Source organism: Xanthomonas sp. GW (genome assembly GCF_014236815.1).
GTDB lineage: Bacteria > Pseudomonadota > Gammaproteobacteria > Xanthomonadales > Xanthomonadaceae > Xanthomonas_A.
Genome location: NZ_CP051189.1, coordinates 1,118,054 through 1,142,071 on the forward strand (window position 1 = coordinate 1,118,054; position 24,018 = coordinate 1,142,071).

18 protein-coding genes are annotated in these 24,018 nt (G+C 68.6%); 13 read left to right on the forward strand and 5 right to left on the reverse strand.

Annotated elements, in window-relative coordinates; all coding sequences use genetic code 11:
- The first annotated feature begins 18 nt into the window (after positions 1-18).
- The 4 genes from HEP73_RS04725 (at position 19) to HEP73_RS04740 (ending at position 3,702) form a co-directional block, all read left to right on the forward strand.
- Complete coding sequence (locus tag HEP73_RS04725) at positions 19-693, forward strand: serine/threonine-protein kinase (RefSeq protein WP_185822316.1); 675 nt, start codon at positions 19-21, stop codon at positions 691-693.
- A gap of 125 nt (positions 694-818) precedes the next feature.
- Entirely contained in the window at positions 819-1,634 is an 816-nt protein-coding gene (locus HEP73_RS04730; protein WP_185822317.1) for an SDR family oxidoreductase, read from the forward strand.
- Positions 1,635-1,953: 319 nt separating this feature from the next.
- Positions 1,954-3,114: an ROK family protein gene (locus HEP73_RS04735; RefSeq protein ID WP_458309650.1), complete on the forward strand. Its 1,161-nt coding sequence runs from the start codon at positions 1,954-1,956 to the stop codon at positions 3,112-3,114.
- A 165-nt stretch (positions 3,115-3,279) separates the two neighbouring features.
- Entirely contained in the window at positions 3,280-3,702 is a 423-nt protein-coding gene (locus HEP73_RS04740; protein WP_185815352.1) for a VOC family protein, read from the forward strand.
- 4 nt (positions 3,703-3,706) lie between these two features.
- Here the strand turns inward: HEP73_RS04740 and HEP73_RS04745 are convergent, their stop codons facing one another.
- Positions 3,707-4,576 (reverse strand): ion transporter, encoded by an 870-nt coding sequence (locus HEP73_RS04745; RefSeq protein ID WP_185822318.1) that lies wholly within the window; start codon positions 4,574-4,576, stop codon positions 3,707-3,709.
- A gap of 241 nt (positions 4,577-4,817) precedes the next feature.
- On the opposite strand from HEP73_RS04745, the gene HEP73_RS04750 reads away from it, so the two are divergent.
- Positions 4,818-6,050, forward strand: a complete 1,233-nt coding sequence (locus HEP73_RS04750; RefSeq protein WP_185822319.1) for an acetylornithine transaminase — start codon at positions 4,818-4,820, stop codon at positions 6,048-6,050.
- A gap of 399 nt (positions 6,051-6,449) precedes the next feature.
- Here HEP73_RS04750 and HEP73_RS04755 read toward each other — a convergent pair whose 3' ends face one another.
- A complete protein-coding gene (locus HEP73_RS04755) occupies positions 6,450-7,067 on the reverse strand; it encodes an HAD-IA family hydrolase (RefSeq protein ID WP_255423767.1) in 618 nt (205 codons plus the stop codon).
- 288 nt (positions 7,068-7,355) lie between these two features.
- Between HEP73_RS04755 and HEP73_RS04760 the strand changes: the two genes are divergently transcribed.
- The 6 genes from HEP73_RS04760 (at position 7,356) to azu (ending at position 14,666) form a co-directional block, all read left to right on the forward strand.
- Positions 7,356-10,052 carry a TonB-dependent receptor plug domain-containing protein gene (locus HEP73_RS04760; protein WP_255423670.1) on the forward strand — a complete coding sequence of 899 codons (2,697 nt, stop codon included), beginning with the start codon at positions 7,356-7,358 and terminating at the stop codon, positions 10,050-10,052.
- A 201-nt stretch (positions 10,053-10,253) separates the two neighbouring features.
- Positions 10,254-11,852: an FAD-dependent oxidoreductase gene (locus HEP73_RS04765; RefSeq protein WP_458309651.1), complete on the forward strand. Its 1,599-nt coding sequence runs from the start codon at positions 10,254-10,256 to the stop codon at positions 11,850-11,852.
- Positions 11,849-12,277 (forward strand): c-type cytochrome, encoded by a 429-nt coding sequence (locus tag HEP73_RS04770; protein ID WP_185822321.1) that lies wholly within the window; start codon positions 11,849-11,851, stop codon positions 12,275-12,277. Before HEP73_RS04765 ends, HEP73_RS04770 begins: the two co-directional genes overlap by 4 nt.
- A gap of 44 nt (positions 12,278-12,321) precedes the next feature.
- Positions 12,322-12,831, forward strand: coding sequence for a RidA family protein (locus HEP73_RS04775; RefSeq protein WP_185822322.1), 510 nt, complete (start codon positions 12,322-12,324; stop codon positions 12,829-12,831).
- 31 nt (positions 12,832-12,862) lie between these two features.
- Positions 12,863-14,059 carry a pyridoxal phosphate-dependent aminotransferase gene (locus HEP73_RS04780; protein ID WP_185822323.1) on the forward strand — a complete coding sequence of 399 codons (1,197 nt, stop codon included), beginning with the start codon at positions 12,863-12,865 and terminating at the stop codon, positions 14,057-14,059.
- A gap of 166 nt (positions 14,060-14,225) precedes the next feature.
- Positions 14,226-14,666 carry an azurin gene (gene azu / locus HEP73_RS04785; protein WP_185823302.1) on the forward strand — a complete coding sequence of 147 codons (441 nt, stop codon included), beginning with the start codon at positions 14,226-14,228 and terminating at the stop codon, positions 14,664-14,666.
- A gap of 203 nt (positions 14,667-14,869) precedes the next feature.
- Here azu and HEP73_RS04790 read toward each other — a convergent pair whose 3' ends face one another.
- Positions 14,870-17,644: a LuxR C-terminal-related transcriptional regulator gene (locus HEP73_RS04790; protein WP_185822324.1), complete on the reverse strand. Its 2,775-nt coding sequence runs from the start codon at positions 17,642-17,644 to the stop codon at positions 14,870-14,872.
- 221 nt (positions 17,645-17,865) lie between these two features.
- On the reverse strand, positions 17,866-19,158 hold the full coding sequence (hemL, locus tag HEP73_RS04795; RefSeq protein WP_185822325.1) for a glutamate-1-semialdehyde 2,1-aminomutase: 1,293 nt from the start codon (positions 19,156-19,158) through the stop codon (positions 17,866-17,868).
- A 334-nt stretch (positions 19,159-19,492) separates the two neighbouring features.
- Here hemL and HEP73_RS04800 point away from each other — a divergent pair, with 334 nt between their 5' ends.
- Entirely contained in the window at positions 19,493-22,660 is a 3,168-nt protein-coding gene (locus HEP73_RS04800) for a TonB-dependent receptor (protein ID WP_185822326.1), read from the forward strand.
- Positions 22,661-23,098: 438 nt separating this feature from the next.
- Here HEP73_RS04800 and thiE read toward each other — a convergent pair whose 3' ends face one another.
- A complete protein-coding gene (gene thiE / locus HEP73_RS04805) occupies positions 23,099-23,722 on the reverse strand; it encodes a thiamine phosphate synthase (protein ID WP_185822327.1) in 624 nt (207 codons plus the stop codon).
- Between the two features lie 74 nt (positions 23,723-23,796).
- Between thiE and HEP73_RS04810 the strand changes: the two genes are divergently transcribed.
- A complete protein-coding gene (locus HEP73_RS04810; protein ID WP_185815365.1) occupies positions 23,797-23,988 on the forward strand; it encodes a rubredoxin in 192 nt (63 codons plus the stop codon).
- Positions 23,989-24,018: the final 30 nt, after the last annotated feature.

Below are 24,018 nucleotides of genomic sequence, written 5' to 3' on the forward strand. Positions count from 1 at the left end.
TCCGCTTAAACTGGCGTGATGACATGCGCGCCGGCCGCTACCACCCAGATCCTCAAGTCCGACAGCTTCGGCCGCATCCTGCTGGTACGCGAGGCCGACGGCCACGGCGAGCGCGTGTTCGTGCGCCGCGACCTGACCGCCGCGCCATGGTGGCTGCGCCTGCCGGCCTGGTGGCTGGCGCGGCGCGAGGCGAGGGCGCTGCAGCAACTGGCGGGCATGGCGGCGACGCCGCAGCTGCGCGGCTGGGACGGCACCTTCCTGGACCGCAGCTACCTGGCCGGCGACGCGATGTACCAGCGTCCGCCGCGCGGCGACCTGGCCTACTTCCGCGCCGCACGGCGCCTGCTGCAGCAGGTGCACCGGCGCGGCGTGGCGCACAACGATCTGGCCAAGGAAGCGAATTGGCTGGTGCTGGAGGACGGCAGTCCGGCGTTGATCGACTTCCAGCTGGCGGTGCGCGGCGCGCCGCGTTCGCGCTGGATGCGGCTGCTGGCGCGCGAGGACCTGCGCCACCTGCTCAAGCACAAGCGCATGTACTGCCGGCAGGCGCTGACCCCGGTCGAACTGCGCCTGCTCAAGCGCCACTCCTGGGTGCGCGAACTGTGGTTCGCCACCGGCAAGCCGGTCTACCGCTTCGTGACCCGGCGCATTCTGAAGTGGGAAGACAACGAGGGGCAGGGGCCGAAGCCCTGAGAGGCCGGGATTCGGGATTGGGGATTCGGGATTGGTAAGGCGCATGGCTGTGTCTGGGGCTGTCCTGGCGGGGACGACAAAGGCGCTAAGCTGCGGCGAATCTCCAATCCCGAATCCCCAATCCCATGACGTTGCAAGGCAAAACCCTGTTCATCACCGGCGCCTCGCGCGGGATCGGTCTGGCGATCGCGCTGCGTGCGGCGCGCGACGGCGCCAATGTGGCGATCGCGGCCAAGTCGGCGGTGCCCAATCCGAAGTTGCCCGGCACCATCCACAGCGCCGCGGCGGCGGTCGAGGCGGCCGGCGGTCGCGCGCTGGCGCTGAAGTGCGACATCCGCGAGGAGGAGCAGGTGCTCGCGGCGGTGGCGGCCACGGTCGATGCGTTCGGCGGCATCGATATCCTGGTCAACAACGCCAGCGCGATCTGGCTGCGCGGCGCGCTGGACACGCCGATGAAGCGTTTCGATCTGATGCAGCAGGTCAATGCCCGCGGCAGTTTCCTGTGCGCGCAGGCCTGTCTGCCGCACCTGCTGCGCAGCGCCAATCCGCACATCCTGACCCTGGCGCCGCCGCCGTCGCTGGATCCGAAATGGTGGGCGCCGCATACCGGCTACACGCTGGCGAAGATGGGCATGAGCTTCGTGACCCTGGGCCTGGCCGGCGAATTCGGCCCGCAGGGCGTGGCGGTCAATGCGCTGTGGCCGCGCACGCTGATCGCCACCGAAGCGCTGAACATGATCCCAGGCGTCGATGCGGGCAATGGCCGGCGTCCGGAGATCATGGCCGATGCGGCGCATGCGGTGCTGACGCGCACCGCGGCCGGGTTCCATGGGCAGTTCCTGATCGACGACGAGGTGTTGGCCGCGGCCGGGGTGATCGACCTGTCCGGCTACGCGCTGGATCCGGCGCAGCCGTTGTTGCCGGATCTGTTCCTGGATTGAGCGGGGCAGGCGCCGGCCGGTGCAGCGACAGTGCGTCCGTCGCGCCGCCTGCTGCAGGAGGGGCTTCAGATCCGAACCTGACCGCAGACTGGAAACTTTCATTGGTCGCGGCAGGGCTGATTTCTCTGCAGGATGTGCGGCCGAGGATTGGGCGCAACGTGGAGGTTTGATGCGGAAACGCTGCGGTCTTCTGGATCGTTGGCCCACTCCACGCAGCGGCGAGGTTCCATGGCGATGGCGGAAATTTAATAACTAAGGGTGAATTAAATATTTCACCATTGCCCGCTATGCTTTCCCGACCTTTCGCCGATCCTCGCTCATGCCCGCTCCCGTCGCCGTCTCGCTGCCGCGCGCTTCCCGTTCCGTCCATGCCACGCATGCCGATCTGAGCGACAACGAGCGGCGCATGCTCGACAGCCTGCGCCTGTTCGGCACCGTCACCCGCGCCGATCTCAGCCGCATCACCGGATTGACCGTGCAATCGGCGGTGCGCCTGATCGATGGCCTGGCCGAGCGCGGGCTGGTGCTGATCGGCGCCTCGCTGGCGCATGGCGGCCGCGGCAAGCCGGGTGCGGCGATCGCGCTCAATCCCGCGTACGGCCACACCGTCGGCTACTCGATCGCCACCGACGCGTTGTCGCTGGCGCTGCTGGATTTCAGCGGCCAGGTCCGCGCCACCGCCGAGCACCGATTGCGTTCGACCGAGCCGGCGGCCTTGCTGGCGCAGGTGCGCGAGGCCGACGCGGCGCTGCTGGCCGCGGCCGGGCGCGGACTCGGCCCGCGCCTGGGCGCGGGCGTGGCGATGACCGGGTTCTTCGTCGAGGGTGCCGAGCGCATGAACCCGCCCGATCCGCTGCGCGCGCTGGGCGAGTTGTCGATCGGCGACTGGCTGGCCGACGCGCTGGGCCTGCCGGTGTGGGTGGACAACGACGGCAGCGTCGCCGCGGTCGGCGAAAGCCTGCTCGGTGTCGGTCGCCAGTACCGCGATTTCGCCTATCTGTATTTCAGCTACGGTCTCGGCGGCGGCGTGGTGATCGACGGCGCCGTCCTGCGTGGTGCGCACGGCAATGCCGGCGAGTTCGCCGGCATGCTGCCGGGGCCGGGCCTGGAGCGCGGCACGCTGGAGCTGCTGCGGCAGATGTTGATCGAGGATGGGGTGATGCTGGCCGACGTCAGTGCGCTGGTGGCGGCCTACGATCCGTCCTGGCCGACGATCGAGCGCTGGATCGCGCGCGCGGTGCCGGGCCTGTCGCTGATCGTCTCGGCGATCAGTGCGGTCTTCGATCCGCAGGCGGTGGTGTTCGGCGGGCGCCTGCCGCGCGATCTGGCGCTGCGCCTGATCCCGCAGCTGCGCATCGACAACCAGCCGCGGCGCGGCCAGGCGCGGCCGTTGCCGGTGCTGCTGCCGGCTGCGGCGATGGCCGACGCCAGTGCGGTCGGCGCGGCCACGCTGCCGTTGAAGGCCTGCTACTTCCGCTGAAAGGCGTGTGCACGGCGGCCGTGCCGGCGGCTTGCCCACGCCTGCACGCCGCGAGCGCTACCCTATGCGCATGTGCAAGGACTTCGCTGTCGCGCCCCGTGTGGCGGCAGCGGCCGCAAATCGTGGCGGTCCTGCCCGTTTCCCCCGTCTATTGGAGTTGTCGCGATGAAATATCTGCATGCCATGATCCGCGTCCACGATCTGGAGAAGACCAGCAAATTCTTCACCGAGGGCCTGGGCCTGAGCGAGACCCGGCGCATCGAGAACGAAGCCGGCAAGTTCACCCTGGTGTACTTCGGCGCGCCGCAGAACCCGGAGGCCGAAGTCGAGCTGACCTACAACTGGGGCTCGGACGAGGACTACGGTAGCGCCCGCAACTTCGGCCACCTGGCGTTCGAGGTCGACGACATCTATGCGCTGTGTGCGCATCTGCAGGCGCAGGGCATCGTCATCAACCGCCCGCCGCGCGACGGGCGCATGGCCTTCGTGCGCAGCCCGGACCTGATCTCGATCGAGCTGCTGCAGAAGGGTGAGGCGCTGGCCCCGGCCGAGCCGTGGGCATCGATGCCCAATACCGGCGTTTGGTGAGGGCTCAGGGCGCGGTATCGGGAAACGCCTGGCCACAGCCCCGGCAATAGCCGGCGCTGCGGTCATGGCCTTGCAGGCCGCAGCGCGCGCAGCGGCGTTGATCCGGCATGCGGCTGCGCTCGACGTCGCGCAGGCTGTTGGCCAGCTCGGCGGTATAGATGCCGGTGGGCACGGCGATGATGCTGTAGCCGATCAGGATCAGTACCGAGGTGATGGCGCGGCCCAGCGGCGTGAGCGGCGCAATGTCGCCGAAACCGACCGTGGCCATGGTCACGACCGCCCAGTACATGGCGGTGGGGATGCTGGTGAAGCCGTTGGCCGGCCCTTCCACCACGTACATCAGCGCACCGAAGATCACCACCAGGGTGATCACGGTGAACAGGAACACGAACACCTTGCGCCGGCTGCGCCATAGCGCGTCGACCAGCAGGCTGCTTTCCTCCACGTAGCGGGTCAGCTTGAGGATGCGGAACAGCCGCAGCACCCGCAGCACGCGCACCACCAACAGCGTCTGCGCGCCGGGCAGCAGGAACGAGATGTAGGTGGGCAGGGTCGAGAGCAGGTCGATCACGCCCCAGAAGCTCAGCGCATAGCGCAGCGGCCGCTTCACCGTCATCAGTCGCAACGCGTACTCGGCAGTGAACAGCGCAGTGAACGCCCATTCCAGCACGTACATGGAGCCGGCGTAGCGCGCATGCAGGGCCGGCACGCTGTCGGCCATGATCACTGCGACGCTGGCCACGATCGCCGCGACCAGCAGCAGATCGAAATTGCGCGAAGGCCGGGTGTCGTGCCGATAGATGATGTCGAACCAGCGCCGCCGCCAGCCATGCTCGGTCGCCGGGGCGAGTTGGGGATCCAGGAAAAGTCGCATCCGCGCATGCTAACCCGGCCCTGTTCCGGCGGGCGCGTGCTTGCGCGCGCTGGCGAAGGACCTGGGGCGTCTGCCGAGCGTCGCCCCCGATCGATCCTGCTGCGGCTGGTAGTGCGCTGGTGGATTCGTGTTCCTGGCCGCGCGCCGCCGCGACGGCTGCGCGCGTGGGTCCGTTCGCGCCGGCCGCCACGCCGCGCAGCGGTCTTATACTCGTGTGCTGTCTCCCCCAGGAATCCTTTCGATGACCGCTTCCTCTGCCGCGGATCTGATGGCCCTCGGCCAGCACTACTACCTGCCGATCTACCGCCCGCGCCAGCTGGTGCTGGAGCGCGGCCAGGGCGCCAAGGTGTGGGACAGCGAAGGCCGCGACTACATCGATCTGTCCGCCGGCATCGCCGTGTGCGGGCTCGGTCACAACGATCCGGACCTGACCGCGGCGCTGCTCGAGCAGGCCGGCAAGCTGTGGCACACCAGCAACGTGTTCTACAGCGAGCCGCCGCTGCGCCTGGCCGAGGAACTGGTCGCTGCGTCGCGCTTCGCACGCAAGGTGTTCCTGTGCAACTCAGGCAGCGAGGCCAACGAGGCGGCGATCAAGCTGGTGCGCAAGTGGGCAGCGAGCCAGGGCCGCGCGCCGGACCGGCGGGTCATCGTCACCTTCCGTGGCAGTTTCCACGGCCGCACCCTGGCCGCGGTCACCGCCACCGCGCAGCCGAAGTACCAGGAAGGCTACGAGCCGCTGCCTGGCGGCTTCCGCTATGTGGATTTCAACGACATCGTGCAGCTGGAAACGGCGATGGCCGCCGGCGACGTGGCTGCGGTGATGCTGGAGCCGGTGCAGGGCGAGGGCGGGGTGATGCCGGCCGCGCCGGGCTTCCTGGCGCGGGTGCGCGCGCTGTGCGACCACCATGGCGCGCTGCTGTTGCTGGACGAGATCCAGTGCGGCATGGGTCGCACCGGCACGCTGTTCGCGCACTGGCAGGACGAGGTGACGCCGGACATCGTGACGCTGGCCAAGGCGCTGGGCGGCGGTTTTCCGATCGGTGCGCTGCTGGCCGGGCCGAAGGTGGCCGAGACGATGCAGTTCGGCGCGCACGGCAGTACCTTCGGCGGCAATCCGCTGGCCGCGGCGGTGGCGCGGGTGGCGCTGCGCAAGCTGGGGTCGGCGCCGATCGCGGCGAACGTGTCGCGGCAGGCGGCGGCGCTGCGGCAGGGGCTGGCCGCGCTCAACGATGAGTTCGCGCTGTTTTCGCAGGTGCGTGGGCGTGGCTTGATGCTGGGCGCGGTGCTGAATCAGGCGCATGCGGGGCAGGCTGGGGCGATCCTCGATCATGCCGCTGCGCAGGGGTTGTTGACGTTGCAGGCTGGGCCGGATGTGTTGCGCTTCGTGCCTTCGTTGAATATCACGGATCAGGAAGTGGCTGAGGGGTTGAAGCGGTTGCGGGTGGCGTTGCGGGAGTATGTCGGGAAGCGGTGAGTTGGATGACTTGGGGTGTTGGTTGGTTGGTGATTCGGCAACAGCAACATCAACAGCAAAGCTTTCGCGCTTTGCGCGAGTCACTTTTCTTTGCTTGTGCAAAGAAGCGCTTCACAGCAGCCGAAGGCTGATCAAAGTAACCAAAAGAAACACCCCCCGGGCGGCACACCCGCGCTGCGCGCGGGTCCGCAAGCAGGACGGGAATTTTCGGAAGGCACATCCATGTGCCTGCCGAAAACGACGCGCATCCTGCGCGTCGCCCCCTGCGGGGGTTTTACCCGCCCTGCTTGCTGTGCCTCACGGGGGACAACAGCTGAGAAACAACGGCACGGCACGTAACAGCAACGGCAACAGCCGTAGCTGCAGCAATGGCTGGTCTGTTGCGTGTATGCGAGGTGCTTACGTCAGCCCGTGCCGTGCAAGTGCGCGGCGTAGGGCGCGGGCGCCGCTGGCGGTTTCGGCGGGCATGCCGATCGCGCGGGCGCCGCGGACGTTGACGAACAGGTCGTCGATGAACAGCGCTTGCCGCGCGGCGACGCCGAAATGGTCGAGCGCGCGGCGGTAGACCTCGGCCTGCGGTTTGCGTCCGCCGAGTGCGCCGCTGCACAGCACGCGCCCGCGCAGCAGCGGGAACAGGGTCGGCACGATCTGCGGGATCGCCTGGGCCATCAGTGCGCCGTTGTTGGTCAGCATGCCGATGTCGATCCTGTCGGCCAGCGCCAGCACGCGTTCGATCACGCCGGGATCGCCGCGACTGCCGGCCACGCGTGCGGCGATCCAGTCGGCTTCGTCCACATGCGCGCCCAACCCTTCGCCTAACCGGTGCAGATAGGCGGCGGTGGCGATGTCGCCGTTGTCGTAGGCGGTTTCCAGTCCGGAAGCGAACAGGACCTCTCGCACCCGCGCCGAATCGCAGCCGCAGTGGGCGGCCAGGTGTGCGATGCGTGCCGTCCGCGAGTAGGTCGCCAGCACGCCGTCGAAGTCGAGCAGCAGCAATGTCGGGACAGGATGGATCAACGCGGCCACCGCGTCTGGCGCTGCGTGCAACGGCGCGGATGGGGCATGGGTCGGGTCCGAAGTGTCGGCGGCCGAGATTAACCCACTCGCCGCGGCGATGAGCGCCACTACCCGCGCCGTGATGCCTGCCCGCTCGCGCCCACCCGCTCGCTGCGCACCTACCCGTCGGATCCGGCCGCCCGGCGTCGTGCGCTGGCTATGGTCCCTGCACGCCGCGATCGCGGCGCCGCCGGTCGGGGAGCCGGTGCGCATCCGCGCCACATCCACGTCATCTCGGGGGTCTTGAACATGAGCAAGCGTTTGAACGCCGATCGTCTGGCGGAATCGGTATGCAGGGGATTGCGCAACGCACGTCACGGCCACGGGCTGGCCACGCTGACGCTGCTGCTGGCCGGTGCGCAGGCGCTGCCGGCGCTGGCGGAAGAGCCGGGTGGCGAGGCCAAGACGCTGGACGCGATCACCGTCATCTCCACCGGCACGCGCAAGACCAACATGGCGGTGACCGACAGCCCGGCGCCAATCCAGTTGGTGAGCGCGGACATGCTCAAGCAGTCGGCCGCGCCCGACCTGATCAACGCCATCGCCAACCAGGTGCCGTCGTACAACGCCAACCAGACCGGCAACGACATGGCGAGCCAGACGCTCACCGCGAGCCTGCGCAACCTGTCGCCCAACCACACGCTGGTACTGGTCAACGGCAAGCGCCGCCACATCACCTCCAACGTCAACACCACCACCGGTGCGGCTTCGGCCGATCTGTCGTTCATCCCGGCCGCGGCGATCGATCACGTCGAAGTGCTGACCGACGGCGCCGCGGCGCTGTACGGTTCGGACGCGATCGCCGGCGTCATCAACATCATCCTCAAGAAGAACCACGACGGCGGCGAAGTGGACGCCGGTTACGCAGGCTACAAGGATGGCGGCGGCGGCACCGATGCGTGGGGTGCCAATATCGGCTTCGGCAGCGACGCGGCGTATTTCAGCCTCAGCGCCGAGGTCGAGAACCGCAAGACCGTATACCGGCTCGGCTCGTACAGCTACGCCGACTGCGTGGCCAACTACGCCGACTGCTCGGCGGTGAATCCGGACATGGCCGATTTCCTGGCCGACGACGTCGAGGGTATGACCCTCAACGGGCGCTTCCCCAACGTCAACGCCTGGCTCAATCCGCCGGAAGTGCACCGCAAGGCGCTGTTCTTCAATTCGGGTGTGGTGCTCAGCGACACCCTGGAGTTCTACGCGTTCGGCAGCTACGGCAAGAAGACCGCGCAGTCGGAGGAGAACTACCGCCGTCCCAGCCAGGACGGCGGCTACGTCGATCCGGCGAGCGGCGAGGTCAGCCACAAGTATCCGTTGGGCTTCAATCCATCGGAGGCCTCCGACGAGATCGACTACGAGCTGAGCGCCGGGCTGAAGGGCGTGCTGGCCGATTGGTCCTGGGATTTCTCCAGCAGCTACGGCAAGAACGAGATGGACGTGTACACGCTGAACTCGATGAATTTCAGCCTGTGGCAGGACTACGGCTACTCGCCGGAGGACTTCTACGACGGCAGTTTCTGGGCCAGCCAGTGGACCACCAATTTCAACGCCACGCACGATTTCGACATCGGCCTGTCGCAGCCGCTGACCTTCAACGCCGGCGTCGAATACCGCCGCGACCAGTACGGCATCGATCCGGGCGATCCGACCTCGTACTACGGCGCCGGCGCGTCCTCGTTCCCCGGCTACAACCCGTTGTTCAACACCGGCTCCTACAGCCGCCACAGCTACGCCGCGTATGCCGACGTCGTGTTCAATCCGACCGAGAAGTGGCTGGTCGATGTGGCCGGGCGCTACGAGGACTACAGCGACTTCGGCAGCAAGGTGGTGGGCAAGCTGACCACGCGCTTCGACCTCACCGACACGTTCGCGGTACGCGGCACCGCCAGCACCGGGTTCCGCGCGCCGACCCTGCAGGAAGGCTACTACTCGGCGGTGCAGGTCGGCCCGACCAGCGCCACCCCGACCCTGCAGCCCAACAGCGCGGCGGCGGCGGCGCTGGGCTTCGGCAGCCTGAAGCCGGAGACCAGCACCAACTACAGCCTCGGCTTCGTGTTCCGGCCGATGCCCAACTTCGACAGCACGCTGGATTTCTACCGCATCACCATCTCCGACCGCATCGGCGTCGGCACCTTCGAATATTCCAAGGCCGGCCAGCCGGGCGACACCAACGGCGACGGCACGCCCGACGCCGCCTACAACGCTGCGCTGGGCCAGGCGCTGGTCGATTTCGGCTACCTCGGCGGCATCGATCCGGCCGCGCCGGGCGGCTCGCTCGACGCCACCGCGCGGCAGGACATCTCGGTGGCGATCTTCAACAATGCGCTGAAGACCCGCAGCACCGGCGTGGACTGGGTGACCAACTACATCACCGAGTTCGACTGGGGCTCGATCGACTGGATGCTGGCGGCCAACTACAACAAGACCGAAGTGCTCAGCGCCAAACCGGCGCCGGAGGTGCTCGGCGGCGCCACCATGTACAGCGCGGCGACGCTGATCAATCTGGAGAACAACGCGCCCAAGTACCGGGTCAACCTGGGCGCCACGTTCAACGTCGGCAAGTTCAGCCTGCGCGTGACCGAGGCGGTCTACGGCCCGCAATACCAACTGGTGGCGCCGTACGACGAGTGGAACGGCGACATCTTCCCCGACAGCGTGCTGAGCCAGCTCGACGTGGTCGACGTCAACGGTGCGCCGTACTACAAGCACAAGATCGGCACGATGGCGCTGACCAATGTCGAACTGACGTTCCGGCCTACCGAGCAGCTGACCGTCAGCGTCGGCGGCGACAACGTGTTCAACAAATACCCCGACAAGGTGCCGGCAGCGGCGTACGACTACCTGGAGAAGAACTATCTCAGCTACTACAACTCGCCGTACCTGACCGGCAGCCCGGTCGGCTATTTCGGCGCGCGCTACTACGCCAAGCTGACCTACCGCTTCTGAGCTGCGCTAAGCCGCGCTCGAGCCCCTCTCCCCCGGGAGAGGGGTTGGGGTGAGGGTAGGTCCACCAGCGGAGTGCTCGCCCGCGCAATGCCGCGCCATCCGTGGCCCTACCCGCTCCATCGCGACCTACCCGCCGCACGCGGCCTGCGCCGCCGTCGCGGCGGCTATGGTCGATCCGCAATCCGTGAGGCGATATCGACGATGCAAGCACCAACCAGGGGCGCCATGACCCGCCGCCAATTGCTCGCCAGGATCGGCCTGGCCGGTGGCGGCGCGATGATGTACCAGGCGATGCACAGCCTGGGCATGGCCGCCGAATCGCGCTTCGGCGGCGTGCCGCGGCTGGACGGCGACGCCAAGGGCGCCTCGGTGCTGGTGCTCGGCGCCGGCCTGGCCGGGATGACCGCCGCCTACGAGCTGCGCAAGGCCGGCTATCGCGTGCAGGTGATCGAGTACAACGCGCGTCCCGGCGGCCGCAACTGGACGCTGCGCGGCGGCGATCGCTACACCGAGCTGGGCGGCTTCGAGCAGCACTGTGGCTTCGACGAGGGCATGTACCTCAATCCCGGCCCGTGGCGCATCCCGCACCATCACAAGGCGGTGCTGTCCTACTGCAAGCAATTCGGGGTGGCGCTGGAACCGTTCGTGCAGGTCAATTTCAACGCCTTGCTGCACAGCCGCGCCGGGTTCGGCGGCAAGCCGCAGCGCTTCCGCGATATCGATGCCGACTACAAGGGGCACGTGGCCGAACTGCTGGCCAAGAGCACCCGGCAGGGCGCGCTGGACGCGCAGGTGCAGCGCGAGGACCAGGAGATCCTGCTCGAGTCGCTGCGCAACTGGGGCGCGCTGGACAAGGACTTCGGCTACGTCAAAGGCCGCGAGAGCAGCGAACGCCGCGGCTTCGCCAAATATCCCGGCGGCGGACTGTCCGGCAAGCCGCAATTCTCCGAACCGTTCAGCACTCAGGACATCCTGCGCTCGCGGCTGTGGGCCACGCTGGCGGCGGGCAACAACTACGAAATGCAGACCGCGATGTTCCAGCCGGTCGGCGGCATGGACCAGATCGGCAAGGCGTTCGCGCGCGAACTCGGCGACGCGATCCGCTACAACGCGCGGGTCACCCGCATCGACCAGGACGCGCACGGGGTCAGCGTCGCCTACCAGGACGGCAACGGCGCCGAGCAACTGGCGAAAGCCGATTGGTGCGTGTGCACGATCCCGCTGTCGATCCTCAGCCGCATTCCGCTCGCGGTAGGCGAGAAGATGGCCACCGCGATCGGCCAGGTGCCGTATGCGGCGTCGGTGAAGGTGGGGCTGCAGTTCAAGCGCCGTTTCTGGGAAGAGGACGAGGCGATCTACGGCGGCATCAGCTACACCGACCTGCCGATCACCCTGATCAGCTATCCGAGCACCGGTTTCCAGAGCGCCGGCAAGGGCGTGCTGCTCGGCGCCTACGTGTGGGGGCTGGAGGCGTTCGAGTTCACCTCGATGACGCCGCAGCAGCGCGTGGCCAAGGCGGTGGAGTACGGCACGCACTTACATCCGCAGTATCCGCGCGAATTCGACAACGGCATCGCCGTGGGCTGGCACCGGGTGCCGTTCACCCATGGCTGCTTCGGCATGTGGAGCGACGCCGCGCGCACCGAGCATTACGAAAACCTGTGCCAGATCGATGGCCGCATCGCACTCGCCGGCGAACACGCCTCGTACATTCCGGCCTGGCAGGAAGGGGCCATCACCTCGGCGCTGGATGCGATCGAGCGCCTGCATCGCCGCGTCGTCAATGGAGCCCGCGCATGAAGCTCGATCGTCATTGGGTGCTCGCCGCGGCGGTCGCCGCCGGGGTGCTGGCACTGATGCTGCCGCCGGCGATCGGCCCGGCCGCGGCGCAGAGTTCCGATGCCACGCCGCTGTACCCGCAGGCCGCGTTCGCCACCGCCTCCGGCGCCACCGTGTACGCGGCGATCTGCCAGAGCTGCCACATGCCCGGCGGGCAGGGCGCGCGCGGCGGCGGCGAGTATCCGGCGCTGGCCGGCAACCCCAAGGTGGCCGCGGCGCCGTATGTGGCGATGATGGTGCTCGACGGCCGTGGCGGCATGCCCGGCTTCGCCGGCATGCTCAACGATCAGCAGGTCGCCGAGGTCGTGCACTACGTGCGCAGCCAGTTCGGCAACGACTATCCCGGCAAGCTCAGCGCCGACGAGGTGCGCACGCTGCGGCACTGAGCCGGTACCGTTTCATTCCCTTTTCCGATCGCGAGGAATTCCACATGCGCCGTTCGTTCGTTTCCCGCTCGCTCCGTGCCGGCCTTTGCGCGGCGCTGTGGTTGCCCGCCCTGGCCGGCGCCGCCGAGATCGTGCGTCACAAGATTCCCAACAGCGATTTTCCGATTTCCGCGGCGGTAGAGATCCCGGCCGGCAAGACCACGGTCTATCTCAGCGGCGCGGTGCCGCGGCCGATCGATGCGAGCGCGCCGAAGGATTCGCCTGCCGCCTACGGCGATACCAAGGCGCAGACCGTCAGCGTGCTGTCGCAGATCGAGGCGCAGCTGCAAGGCATGGGCCTGGGCATGCGCGACGTGGTCAAGATGCAGGCGTTCCTGGTCGGCGATCCGGCGCTGGACGGGAAGATGGATTTCGCCGGTTTCATGGAGGGCTACCGGCAGTTCTTCGGCACGCCCGCGCAGCCCAACCTGCCGTCGCGCTCGGCGTTCCAGATCGCCGCGCTGGGCAATCCGCTGTACCGCATCGAGATCGAAGTGGTCGCGGTGCGTCCGTAGGTTCTTCGCCCTGTTTTCCAAGGAGTCCGTCATGCAGCAGCCGTCGCGTTCGCGCCGCACGTTCCTCAAGGACTCGGCGCTGGTCGCCGCGGCCGGTTTCGGCGCGCCGTGGCTGGCGCAGGCCGCGCCCGCCACGGCGCAGGCGACCAATGCCGAACTGGCGCCGGTGCTGATCAACGCCAACGAATATCCCGGTGGCCCGTCGCCGGCCGCGCAGCGCGCGATCGCGGCGATCGCATCCAGCGGCGGCCGCTACCTGGGCGAGCTGCAACTGGAATTGCTGCAGACCCTTGCCGACCAGCTCGGCGTGGGCATCGATCACCTGATGGCCTACGCCGGTTCCACCGAGCCGCTGGACTACACCATGCTGGCGTTCACCTCGCCCAGCGCGTCGCTGGTCACCGCCGATCCCACCTTCGAATCCGGCTGGCGCGCCGCTGCGCGCAACGGCGCCAAGGTGATCAAGGTGCCGCTGCGCAAGGACGACGCGCACGACGTGCAGGCGATGTGCGCCGCCGACGCCAACGCCGGGGTGATCTACATCTGCAACCCGAACAATCCCACCGGTTCGGTGACCGCGCGCAAGGACCTGGACTACGCGCTGGCGCACAAGCCCAAGGGCAGCGTGCTGGTGGTCGACGAGGCATATCTGCATTTTTCCGACAGCGCCAGCAGCATGGTCGATCGCGTCGCCGCCGGCGACGACGACGACGTGATCGTGCTGCGCACCTTCTCCAAGCTCTACGGCATGGCCGGCATTCGCCTGGGCTATGCGGTGGCGCGGCCGGAGCTGTTGGCCAAGCTGAAGTTCTACAGCGTCAACAGCCTGCCGGTGACCGCGGTCGCCGCCGGCCTGGCCAGCCTGCGCGATCCGGCGCTGGTGCCGCAGCGGCGCGCGCTCAACAGCGCCATCCGCAACGACGTGGTGCGCTGGCTCGGCGCGCAGGGCCATGCGTGCACGGCGTCGGAAAGCAATTGCTTCATGCTCGACGTGAAGCGCCCGGCGCAGGAGTTCATGGACGCGATGGCGACCTGGGGCGTGTTCGTCGGCCGCAGCTGGGCGTTGTGGCCGAACCGTTCGCGCATCACCATCGGTACCGCGGCGGAGATGGCGCGGTTCAAGCGCGCGTTCGCGCAGGTGGCGGCCGGCCAGCGCGGGCCGCTGCCGGTACCTGCGCCACGGATGGCGCTGCACGATCCGTTGCACGGATTCTTCCGCAACGCCTAGCGCTGCCTGCGCCGGATGCTGCAGTGCACGAGGGCTTGTCGTTGACAAACATTTGCGCAAAGGCAGACAGTCATGGCGACGCCGCTGCGCGCGTAGCGCATGCTGGCGAGGTTTGCGGTGTTGTGCCGTCCCCATTGCCAAGGAGTCCGTCTTGAAAGCGAAGTCGCTGTCCCCCTTACTGGTCCTCGCCGCGCTCGCGTTCGCGCCGGCGGCCTGGGCCAAGACCTGCGCGGTGACCATCACCGGCACCGACCAGATGTCCTTCGACCAGCCGCAGATCAAGGTCGCCGCCGACTGCACCGAAGTGGCGCTGACACTCAAGCACAGCGGCAAGCTCACCGCCGCGGTGATGGGCCACAACTGGGTGCTGGCCAAGACACCGGACTTCCAGGCGGTGGCCAATGCCGGCACCAGTTCCAGCCTGGCCGACAACTACCTGCCGAAGAACGATGCGCGGATCATCGCGCACACCAAGGTGATCGGCGCCGGGCAGTCGGACACGGTCAAGTTCTCCACCGCCAAGCTCACCAAGGGCGGCGACTACACGTTCTTCTGCTCGTTCCCGGGGCACTGGGCGATGATGAAGGGCAAGTTCGTGTTCGGCTGAGCGGCCGCGGTTGCGCTGCAGGTGGCGATCAGCGCTCTGCAGCGCCTTTCGAACATGATGGCGCCGCAGGCTTCGGCCTGCGTCAGCGCCGATACCCCTGTAGGAGCGGCTTCAGGCGCGACCGGGCTTTCCCGGTAAAACCCGGTCGCGGCTGAAGCCGCTCCTACAGGATCGCGAGGACTCTCGCGATTGCGGGATCGCACTCAGTCCAGTGCGGCATCCGGCGGCGCCATGCGCTGCAGCAGGCCGCGTTGCAGCGCGCTGGCCAGTGCTGCTTCGCGGGTGCTGGCTTCCAGTTTGCGGTACAGGTTCTTCAGGTGGAACTTGACCGTGTTTTCCGACAGCGCCAGGCGTCGCGCGATCTGCTTGTTCGCGTCGCCCTGCGCCAGCAGCGCCAGCACTTCCAGTTCGCGTTCGCTGAACAGGTCGGCGCCGCTGTCCTGGTCGTGGCGCAGCTTGTCCAGCAGCGCCTGGATGGTCATCGCCAGCGTGGTGTTCGGCGCGGCCTGCGGATCCTGCTGGCGCGCCATGCGCAGCAGCGCCTTGCCCGGCACGCCCAGTTCCAGCAGGCATTGCCAGGCCTGGGTGCTGGCCACGTGCTGCAGCGTGTGGCGCAGATAGGGCAGGGCGGCGGCGGATTCGCCGCGGTCGTGCAGCACCAGCGCGATGCGCGCGCGCACCCGCGCCAGCTGCACCTGATTGTCGGCGGCCATGCAGGCCGCCTCCACGCCTTGCAGTACCGCCAGCGCGGCGCGGGTGCGTCCGCCCAGGCGGTGCCAGCGGGCCAGGGCGAAGCCGAGCGCGGCGAGGAAGCGCCAGTCCTGCGGCTGGCCCAGCGCGTGCGCGAACCGCGCTTCGCCGCCGGTGCGCGCGACCAGCACGTCGATCGCCGGCGACGGCGGCTGGTCGAGCAGCACGTGCAGCCGCCAGGCCAGCGCCAGGTCGGCGAGCCGGCCCAGGTGCCGCGCGTGCGCGATGCGGTCGATATGGTCGAGCAGGTCCAGCGCGGCGCGGCCGCTGCGGTCGTGTTGTCGCGCCAGCACCAGCGCGGTCTCGTAGCCGGCGGCATAGATGTCCAGCCAGCCGTCGTGCTGCTCCAGGAAACCCAGCGCCGGTTGCAGGCAGTCGGCGGCTTCGTCGTAGCGGCCGTGCTCGCATTGCAGCTGCGCCAGCAGGCACTGGCCCACCGCCTGCAAGGTGGGATCGAGCTGCTGCTGGCGCTGGGCGATGGCCAGCGCCTGGCGGCAGGTGGCTTCGGCCCGCTCCAGTTGGCCACGGTAGTAGTGGCTCTGCGCCAGGTGGATCAGCGCATAGCTGGCGCCGACCTCGCTGCCACTGGCCTGCATCGCGCTGCCGGCCAGTTGCGCATAGCGCTCGGCGCCGGCGAAATCGGCGCGGCCCAATGCGGTGGTGGCGCAGATGCACCACAGCGTGCCGCGGCCCAGGCTGTCGTCCTCGTCCAACGCCGCCGCCTGCGCGGCGATCTGCGCCAGTCCGCGCGGGTTGGCGCAGACCTGGTCGAGCAGGTCGCGCAGCAACGCCACCACCACCGTGTAGTCGCGCTCGAATGGCGCGCGCACCTGCTCGGGAAAATCGCGGAAGCGTTCCAGCAGGGTCTGCGCGTGCGCGAACTCGCCCAGCTTCATGTGCAGGTAGGCCTGGGTCAGGTTCAGCGCCGGCCGCTCGCCGATGCTGCTGCGCGGGAAGCGGCGCAGCAGCGCGCGGATGGGGGCGGTGCCGTGGCGCAGCAGCAACTGCCAGGTGCCGGCGCGGGCGATGCAGTCGGCGGCGCTGTCGATCGCGCCGCCGCGCACCGCATGCCGCACCGCTTCGGGCAACTGTCCGTGCGCGTCGAACCATTGCGCGGCGCGCCGGTGCAATTGCGGCGCCAGTCCGGGCGTGTCGCGCTCCAACTGCTGGGACAGATAATCGGCGAACAGCGGATGGAAGCGAAACCATTCGTGCTCGCCGTCCAGCGCCACCAGCAGGCCCTGGAAGTGCGCCAGGCGCTCCAGCAGGCGGCCGCTGTCGTCGCGCTCGCGCACCGCGTCGGCGAGCGCGGCGTTGAACCGTTCCAGCGGCGAGAGCTGCAGCAGCAACGCGCGCAAGGCCGGATCCAGGTCGTTGAGCACCTGTTCGGCCAGATACGCGGCCAGCTCGGCGGTGCGTCCGGAGAACCGGCCCAGATCGTCGCGACGGCGTTCGTCGCCGCTCAGCCATAGCCCGGCCAATTGCAGCGCGACCGCCCAGCCTTCGGTCTGCCGGCGCAGCTGGCGCGCCATCGCCGCCGGCACCTGCGGTCCCAGCAGTGCCAGCGTCTCGGCGTCGTCCAGCGCGAGTTCGCGCGCGCCAATGCGTTCCAGCTGGCCTTGCAGCGCCCAGCGCGCCAGCGGCAGCGCCGGCGCGCGCCGTGTCGCCAACAAAAGGTGCAATTGGCCGCCGGCGTGTTCGACCAGTCGCGTCACCACCTCGTCGAGCGCGCTGGCGTGGCCGCGATCGTAGTCGTCGAGGATCACCAGCAGGCGTCGCGGCGCGGCACGGATCGCGCGGATCAGCACCGGCAGGGTGCACGCCACCTCCAGGTCCTGGCCTTGCTGCTGCAGCGCGGCCTGCAAGGGCGCGCCGAGGTCGATCCCGGCGCCGCGTGCGGCCAGCGCCAGGTAGGCGAGGAAACGCCCTGGATCGGCGTCGTCCTCGTCCAGCGACAGCCACGCCACAGCGGTCTCGCCGCGCTCGCGCAGGCGCTGGTGCCATTGCCCGAGCAAGGTGGTCTTGCCGAAGCCGGGCGGCGCCAGCAACAGGGTCAGCGGCAGCTCGGCGGCGCGGTCCAGGTGCTGCAGCAAGGCCTCGCGCGGCACAGCGGCCACGCGCGAGCGCGGCGGCGCCAGTTTGTCGGCCAGCACCCAGTCGGGCATGGCGGGACTGTCGTGCACGGCCGCAGGAAAACGCGGATTCAACAGCGTGACAGGCTTGAGCATGTCGCCATGAGTGTCTGCAGCGGTCGCCCTCGCGCCCTCTGGCGGTTCGGGTGACGGTACGGAGTCGGACGCGTGCCGGCTTGCCGCGCAGATCGCGGAAAGCTCGGGTGCGGCGCCGATTCCACGGGCCCCCGCCCTGATGCCGTCCGTTGGCCGTGAACGTTGAACTTATGACACGGCCGCGACAAAAGCAAAGTCGCGACCGGCTGCTCAGTTTCCGTTCAGCCGGCGGCGACCACGCCAAATGCCTCGCGCGCCGCGGCCAGCGTGGCCTCCAGCACGCCTTGGTCGTGCGCGCTGGACAGGAAGCCGGCCTCGTACGCCGACGGCGCCAGGAACACGCCGCGCTCCAGCATGGCGTGGAAGAAGCGGTTGAACGCGGCGGTGTCGCAGGCGGTGGCCTGGGCGTAGGTTTCGACTTTCTGTGAGGTGAAGAACAGTCCGAACATCGCCCCGACCCGATTGGTGGTGACCGCCACGCCGGCGCCGGCGGCGGCCTGTTCCAGCCCGGCGCACAGCGCGGCGGTGGCCGCATCCAGGCGCTGGTGGAAGCCCGGCGCCTGCACCAGCTCCAGCATCGCCAGGCCGGCCGCCATCGCCACCGGATTGCCGCTGAGCGTGCCGGCCTGGTAGATCGGCCCGGACGGGGCGATCTGCCGCATCAGCTCGGCGCGGCCGCCGTAGGCGCCGACCGGCATGCCGCCGCCGATGATCTTGCCGAAGGTGGTCAGGTCCGGCACCACGCCGTAGTGTGCCTGGGCGCCGCCCGGGGCGACACGGAAGCCGGTCATCACCTCGTCGAAGATGAGCAGCGCGCCGTGCCGCGTGCACAGCGCACGCAGGTGCTGCAGGTAGCCTTCGCGCGGCGGGATGCAATTGGCGTTGCCGACCACCGGCTCGATGATGACCGCGGCGATCTCGCTGCCGATCTCGTCGAACAGGGCGGTAGCCCCTTCGAAGTCGTTGTAGCTCAGCGTGGCGGTGAGTTCGCTCAGGCCCGCCGGCACGCCCGGCGAGGTCGGCACGCCCAGGGTCAGCATGCCGCTGCCGGCCTTGACCAGGAACGAGTCGCCGTGGCCGTGGTAGCAGCCTTCGAACTTGACGATGCGGCTGCGCCCGGTGGCGCCGCGCGCCAGGCGCACCGCCGACAGGGTGGCCTCGGTACCGGAGTTGACCATGCGCACCATCTCGCACGAGGGCACCAGGCGGGTGATGGTTTCGGCCATCGTCACCTCGGCCGGGCACGGCGCGCCGAACGACAGGCCGTCGCCGATCGCGCGCTGCACCGCCTCGCGCACCGCCGGGTGGTTGTGCCCGGCGATCATCGGGCCCCACGAGCCGACGTAGTCGATGTAGCGGTTGCCGTCCACGTCGTACAGGTAGGGGCCGTCGGCGCGCTGCACGAAGAACGGTTCGCCGCCCACCGACTTGAAGGCGCGGACCGGCGAGTTGACGCCGCCGGGGATCAGCGATTGCGCCTGGGCGAAGAGGGCGTGCGAGCGGGCATGGTGCATGGGTCGGAATCCTTGGCGGGCTGGCCGGGCCGGTGGGCCGGGCGTGGAGCGATGCCGCCTATTGTCGCGGCTGCCGCCTGCACGTGCCATGTCGCCCGGGCTTGGGCCGCGTACCTACCCGCCCGCCGCGCACCTACCCGCCGCGACCGGCTCCGCCGTGTGATCCGCTGCCTAGTATCGGAACGTCCAGGGGCGCACGGCCCGATCGCCGACAGCGAGTGGCCGTGCGGTGGGCGGAGTTTGCACAGGGTTCGCGGGGCGCGCCATCGGCCATTGGCGTCGCACCTGCATTTTTCGTTGGGTTGCCAACGATCTTCATCTTTGGGGAGAGAGCATGCACCGTACGATCCGCAAGAGCGCCTTGGCGCTCGCGTTGGCGCTTGCCGCCGGCAATGGCTATGCGCAGTCCACCACCGGCAGCATCGTCGGCAGCGTGCCGCCCGGCGCCGGCGAGAGCAGCGTGCTGATCACCAACACCAGCGGCTTCAGCCGCGAGGTCAAGGTGGACGAACGCGGCCGCTACGCGCAGGGCAATCTGCCGCTGGGCACCTACACGGTCACGCTCAAGCGCGACGGCCAGGTGGTGGAGACGCGCGAGAACATCAGCCTGGTGGTCGGCGCCGGCACCGAAGTCGGCTTCGGCGGCCCAGCGCAGACGCTGGATGCGGTGAACGTGGTGGCCGGCAACGTGGCCAGGATCGACGTGGCCAGCGTCGACAGCCGCACCGTGATCACCGCCGAGCAACTGGCGGTGCTGCCGCTGGGCCGCAGCGCCGAGGCCATCGCCTTGCTGGCGCCGGGCGTGGTCGCCAACAGCGGCGGCTACGACAACGGCCCGCTCGGCGGTTCGCTGGCCAGCTTCGGCGGCTCGGCGGCGAGCGAGAACGCCTATTACCTCAACGGCTTCAACACCACCGACCCGGCCAGCAGCCTGGGCGGACTGACCCTGCCGTACGGCGCGATCGACCAGCAGGAAATCTTCACCGGCGGCTACGGCGCGCAATACGGTCGTTCCAACGGCGGCGTGATCAGCCAGGTCGGCAAACGCGGCAGCAACGACTGGCACTTCGGCGCGGCGGTGATCTGGCAGCCGGACAGCCTCAGCGCCCGGCAGAGCGACCTGTATTTCCGCAAGGACAGCGTGTACTGGGATCCGAGTCCGAGCAATACCAAATACACCGCCGGCAACTACATGCCGCTGAGCGAAACCACCGCCGACCAGACCACCTACAGCGCCTACCTCGGCGGCCCGCTGGTGCCGGACCGGCTGTTCTTTTTCCTGGCGCTGGAGCAGGTCGATTCCAGCGGCACCCGCGTCGCCGACGCGCGCGTTACCTCCGGCGGCATCTCCGGTTCGCCGTGGACCCGCTACGACTACAAGCAGACCCGCGCCTACGCCAAGATCGACTGGCAGATCAGCGACAACCACCTGCTCGAATTCACCGGCGCGCAAGACAAGGCGCGCACCAACGGCACCATCTACGGCTACGACTACGTCAATCGCGAGGTCGGCAGCTATGTTGGCCGCGAAGCGAAGAACGAGTTCGGCCCGACCCTGTTCCTGGGCAAGTACACCGGTTATTTCGGCGACAACTTCACCTTGACCGCGCTGTACGGCAAGGAGCGCCTGCCCGACAAGCTCACCGCGATCGGCTACGACGCCGGCAACGGCCCATTCCTCAACAGCGTCGACAACCAGAACCCTGCGTACGTCGGCGCAACGCCGATCAGCAACGAGCAGCGCGTCGTTTCGATCACCGATCCGGACCGCGAGTACAAGAAGGACAACCTCCGCCTCAACCTCAACTGGCGGCTCGGCGCGCACAGCATCGACGCCGGCATCGACAACCAGAAGAGCGAGGCGATCAACATCGGCACGTACAGTTCCGGCCCCGGCTATGGTTGGACTTATGGATACACGACGGAGCCGTACGGCCTGAACAGCGGCGGCAAGGTCAGCACCTCGGTGGCCGAGGACGGCAGTATCGGCGTGCCGAGCCCCGGCTTGGCTGATCCCACCTACGGCAGCACCGGCTACTACGTCACCAAGGACATCGCCACCAACCTGTATTCCTACGACGCCAAGCAGACCGCGTACTACGTCGAAGACCATTGGCAGGCCACCGACAGATTGATGCTCTCGCTCGGCGTGCGCAACGACAGCTTCACCAACTACACCCCGTTCGGCCAGGCCTACATCGAGCTGAAGAACCAGTGGGCGCCGCGGCTGGGCTTCAGCTGGGACGTCCACGGCGATTCCAGCCTGAAGGTGTACGGCAACATCGGCCGCTACTACCTCGGCCTGCCGCTGTCGCCGGCCGGCCTGTTCACCCCCGCGGTGTCCACCAGCACCTACTACACCTACAGCGGCATCAACGCCGACGGCACGCCGATCCTGGCCACCCAGCTGGCGCCGCCGGTGTCGGCCAACTCGCGCTTCGGCCGGCTCGCCGACGTGCGCACCGCCGTGGTCGAGGACATCAAGGGCGAGAACCAGGACGAGCTCATCCTCGGCTTCACCACGGTGTTGCCGAACGACTGGGTGTTCGGCGTGCGCGGCACCCACCGCCGGCTCAACGACGGCATCGATGACACCAACCTCGACAACTCCAACGCAGGCCTGGTGGCGGCGGCGGCCGCGGCGGGCGTGGACATCGACTGGACCAAGAACGCCAGCGCGGCGCTGGTCAATCCGGGCAAGACCAATACCTATCGAGTGGTCGGTACCGACGGCCAGGTGCACGCGTTGACCGTGACCCGCGAGCAGGGCGGCTACCCCGAATTCAAGCGCCGCTATTCGGCGCTTGAATTCAATCTGGAGCGTCCGTTCGACGGCCACTGGTATACCAAGATCAGCTACGTGTGGTCGCACAGCTACGGCACCACCGAAGGCCAGTTGCGTTCGGACCTGTGGCGCACCGGCGGCGCGCTGGGCAGCTACCGGGGCCAGGCGGCGACCTCGACCACGCAGAGCTGGGACCACGCGGCGCTGATGGAGAACTTCAACGGCAACCAGTCCAACGACCGCCGCCATCAGCTGAAGGCGTACGGCTTCTATCAGCTGAGCGAGGAGTGGGGCACCTCCGCGAACCTGAGCCTGATTTCCGGCGCGCCACGGCCGTGCCTGGGCTATTACTACGGCAGCAACTACGACGCCGGCGACCGCGACCCGGCGGGCTACGCCAATCCCAGTATCACCGGCGGCCCGTACCACTTCTGCTACAACCCGGCCACCGGCACCGGCGAAGCGTCGCCGCCGGGATCGCACGGCAACCTGAGCTGGGTGGCGCAGCTCGACCTGGGCCTGACCTACAAGCCGAAGTTCGCCGAAGGCAAACTGGCGCTGAGCCTGGACGTGTTCAACGTCACCAACCGGCAGACGGTGACCAACGTCTATCCGTTCTCCGAATTGAACCCGGGCGAAGTCAATCCGCTATGGAACCAGGCGGTGGCCTACCAAGCGCCGCGCTCGGCCCGGGTGACGCTGAGCTACGACTTCTGAGCGCGCATGGTTCTAAAGCCCCTCTCCCCCCGGGAGAGGGGTTGGGGGGAGGGTACGTGCGCCAAGCGCCTCACCGAGTTGGATGCACGAGGCTTCGCCCGTACCCTCATCCGGCCCTGCGGGCCACCTTCTCCCGATGGGAGAAGGGAAGAGTCAAAGCCCCTCTCCCACCGGGAGAGGGGTTGGGGTGAGGGTAAGGCGCGAAGCGTCTCGCGGAGTTTGGCGCACGAGGCTTCGCCCGTACCCTCATCCGCCCCTGCGGGGCACCTTCTCCCGATGGGAGAAGGAACGGCCTAAGCCCCTCTCCCACCGGGAGAGGGGTTGGGGTGAGGGTCCGGCGCGAAGCGTCTCGCGGAGTTTGGGGCACGAGGCTGCGCCCGTACCCTCATCCGGCCCTGCGGGGCACCTTCTCCCGATGGGAGAAGGAACAGCCGCGGCTCAGTCGAAGCAGGCGCGGTACGCAGCCAGGGCTGCGCGCGGATCCTCTGCGTCGAACACGCCGCTGATCACCGCCAGCAGGTCGGCGCCGGCGGCGACCAGGGCGCGGCCGTTGTCGGGGCTCACCCCGCCGATCGCTACCCGCGGCAATCCCAACGCCGCGGCATCGCGCAGCAGGCCGGGGTCGGCGCGGCGCGTGGTCACTTTGCTGCGGGTGGGAAAGAACGCGCCGAAGGCGACATAGCTGGCGCCGGTCGCAGCGGCGGCGCGGGCCAGGGCGAGGTCGTCGTAGCACGAGGCGCCGATCAGTGCGTCGGCACCAAGCGCTGCGCGTGCGGTAGCCAGGTCGCCGTCGTCTTCGCCCAAGTGCACGCCGGCGGCGCCGACCGCCTGCGCCAGGGCTACATCGTCGTTGACGATCAGCGGCACCCCGGCCTGCGCGCACAGTGCCTGCAGCGCCGTCGCCTGGGCCAGGCGCTGCGCCGCGTTGGCGCGCTTGTTGCGGTACTGCAGCCAGGTCGGGCCGTAGCCGAGCAGCGGCGCCACGCGCGCCAGCAGGCGTGCGCCGTCGGCCTCGTCGGGCGTGATCAGGTAGACGCCGCGGGGCGGCGGTGATGCATTCATGGAGGAGCCTTCCGGTGCGCGGGCGAGGGTGGGACAATGCCCCTCCGTTCGGCCCGTAGACCCGCGATTATCCAATGAGCGATGCCACTGCCACCACCTACCGCGCCTGGATGTGCGTCGTCTGCGGCTTCATCTACAAGGAAATCGACGGCCTGCCGGAAGAGGGCATCGCCCCCGGCACCCGCTGGGAAGACGTCCCCGACACCTGGACCTGCCCGGACTGCGGCGTGACCAAGGACGATTTCGAGATGGTGGAGATGGACTGAAGGCCGGGATTGGGGAGTCGGGATTGGGGA

Coding starts and splice junctions, on each gene's coding strand:
- HEP73_RS04730 (WP_185822317.1), top strand. CDS start 819: ATGACGTTGCAAGGCAAAACCCTGTTCATCACCGGCGCCTCGCGCGGG.
- HEP73_RS04775 (WP_185822322.1), top strand. CDS start 12,322: ATGCGCCGTTCGTTCGTTTCCCGCTCGCTCCGTGCCGGCCTTTGCGCG.
- hemL (WP_185822325.1), bottom strand. CDS start 19,158: ATGCACCATGCCCGCTCGCACGCCCTCTTCGCCCAGGCGCAATCGCTG.
- HEP73_RS04760 (WP_255423670.1), top strand. CDS start 7,356: ATGAGCAAGCGTTTGAACGCCGATCGTCTGGCGGAATCGGTATGCAGG.
- HEP73_RS04770 (WP_185822321.1), top strand. CDS start 11,849: ATGAAGCTCGATCGTCATTGGGTGCTCGCCGCGGCGGTCGCCGCCGGG.
- HEP73_RS04735 (WP_458309650.1), top strand. CDS start 1,954: ATGCCCGCTCCCGTCGCCGTCTCGCTGCCGCGCGCTTCCCGTTCCGTC.
- thiE (WP_185822327.1), bottom strand. CDS start 23,722: ATGAATGCATCACCGCCGCCCCGCGGCGTCTACCTGATCACGCCCGAC.
- HEP73_RS04725 (WP_185822316.1), top strand. CDS start 19: ATGACATGCGCGCCGGCCGCTACCACCCAGATCCTCAAGTCCGACAGC.
- HEP73_RS04745 (WP_185822318.1), bottom strand. CDS start 4,576: ATGCGACTTTTCCTGGATCCCCAACTCGCCCCGGCGACCGAGCATGGC.
- HEP73_RS04740 (WP_185815352.1), top strand. CDS start 3,280: ATGAAATATCTGCATGCCATGATCCGCGTCCACGATCTGGAGAAGACC.
- HEP73_RS04780 (WP_185822323.1), top strand. CDS start 12,863: ATGCAGCAGCCGTCGCGTTCGCGCCGCACGTTCCTCAAGGACTCGGCG.
- HEP73_RS04765 (WP_458309651.1), top strand. CDS start 10,254: ATGCAAGCACCAACCAGGGGCGCCATGACCCGCCGCCAATTGCTCGCC.
- HEP73_RS04800 (WP_185822326.1), top strand. CDS start 19,493: ATGCACCGTACGATCCGCAAGAGCGCCTTGGCGCTCGCGTTGGCGCTT.
- HEP73_RS04810 (WP_185815365.1), top strand. CDS start 23,797: ATGAGCGATGCCACTGCCACCACCTACCGCGCCTGGATGTGCGTCGTC.
- HEP73_RS04750 (WP_185822319.1), top strand. CDS start 4,818: ATGACCGCTTCCTCTGCCGCGGATCTGATGGCCCTCGGCCAGCACTAC.
- HEP73_RS04790 (WP_185822324.1), bottom strand. CDS start 17,644: ATGCTCAAGCCTGTCACGCTGTTGAATCCGCGTTTTCCTGCGGCCGTG.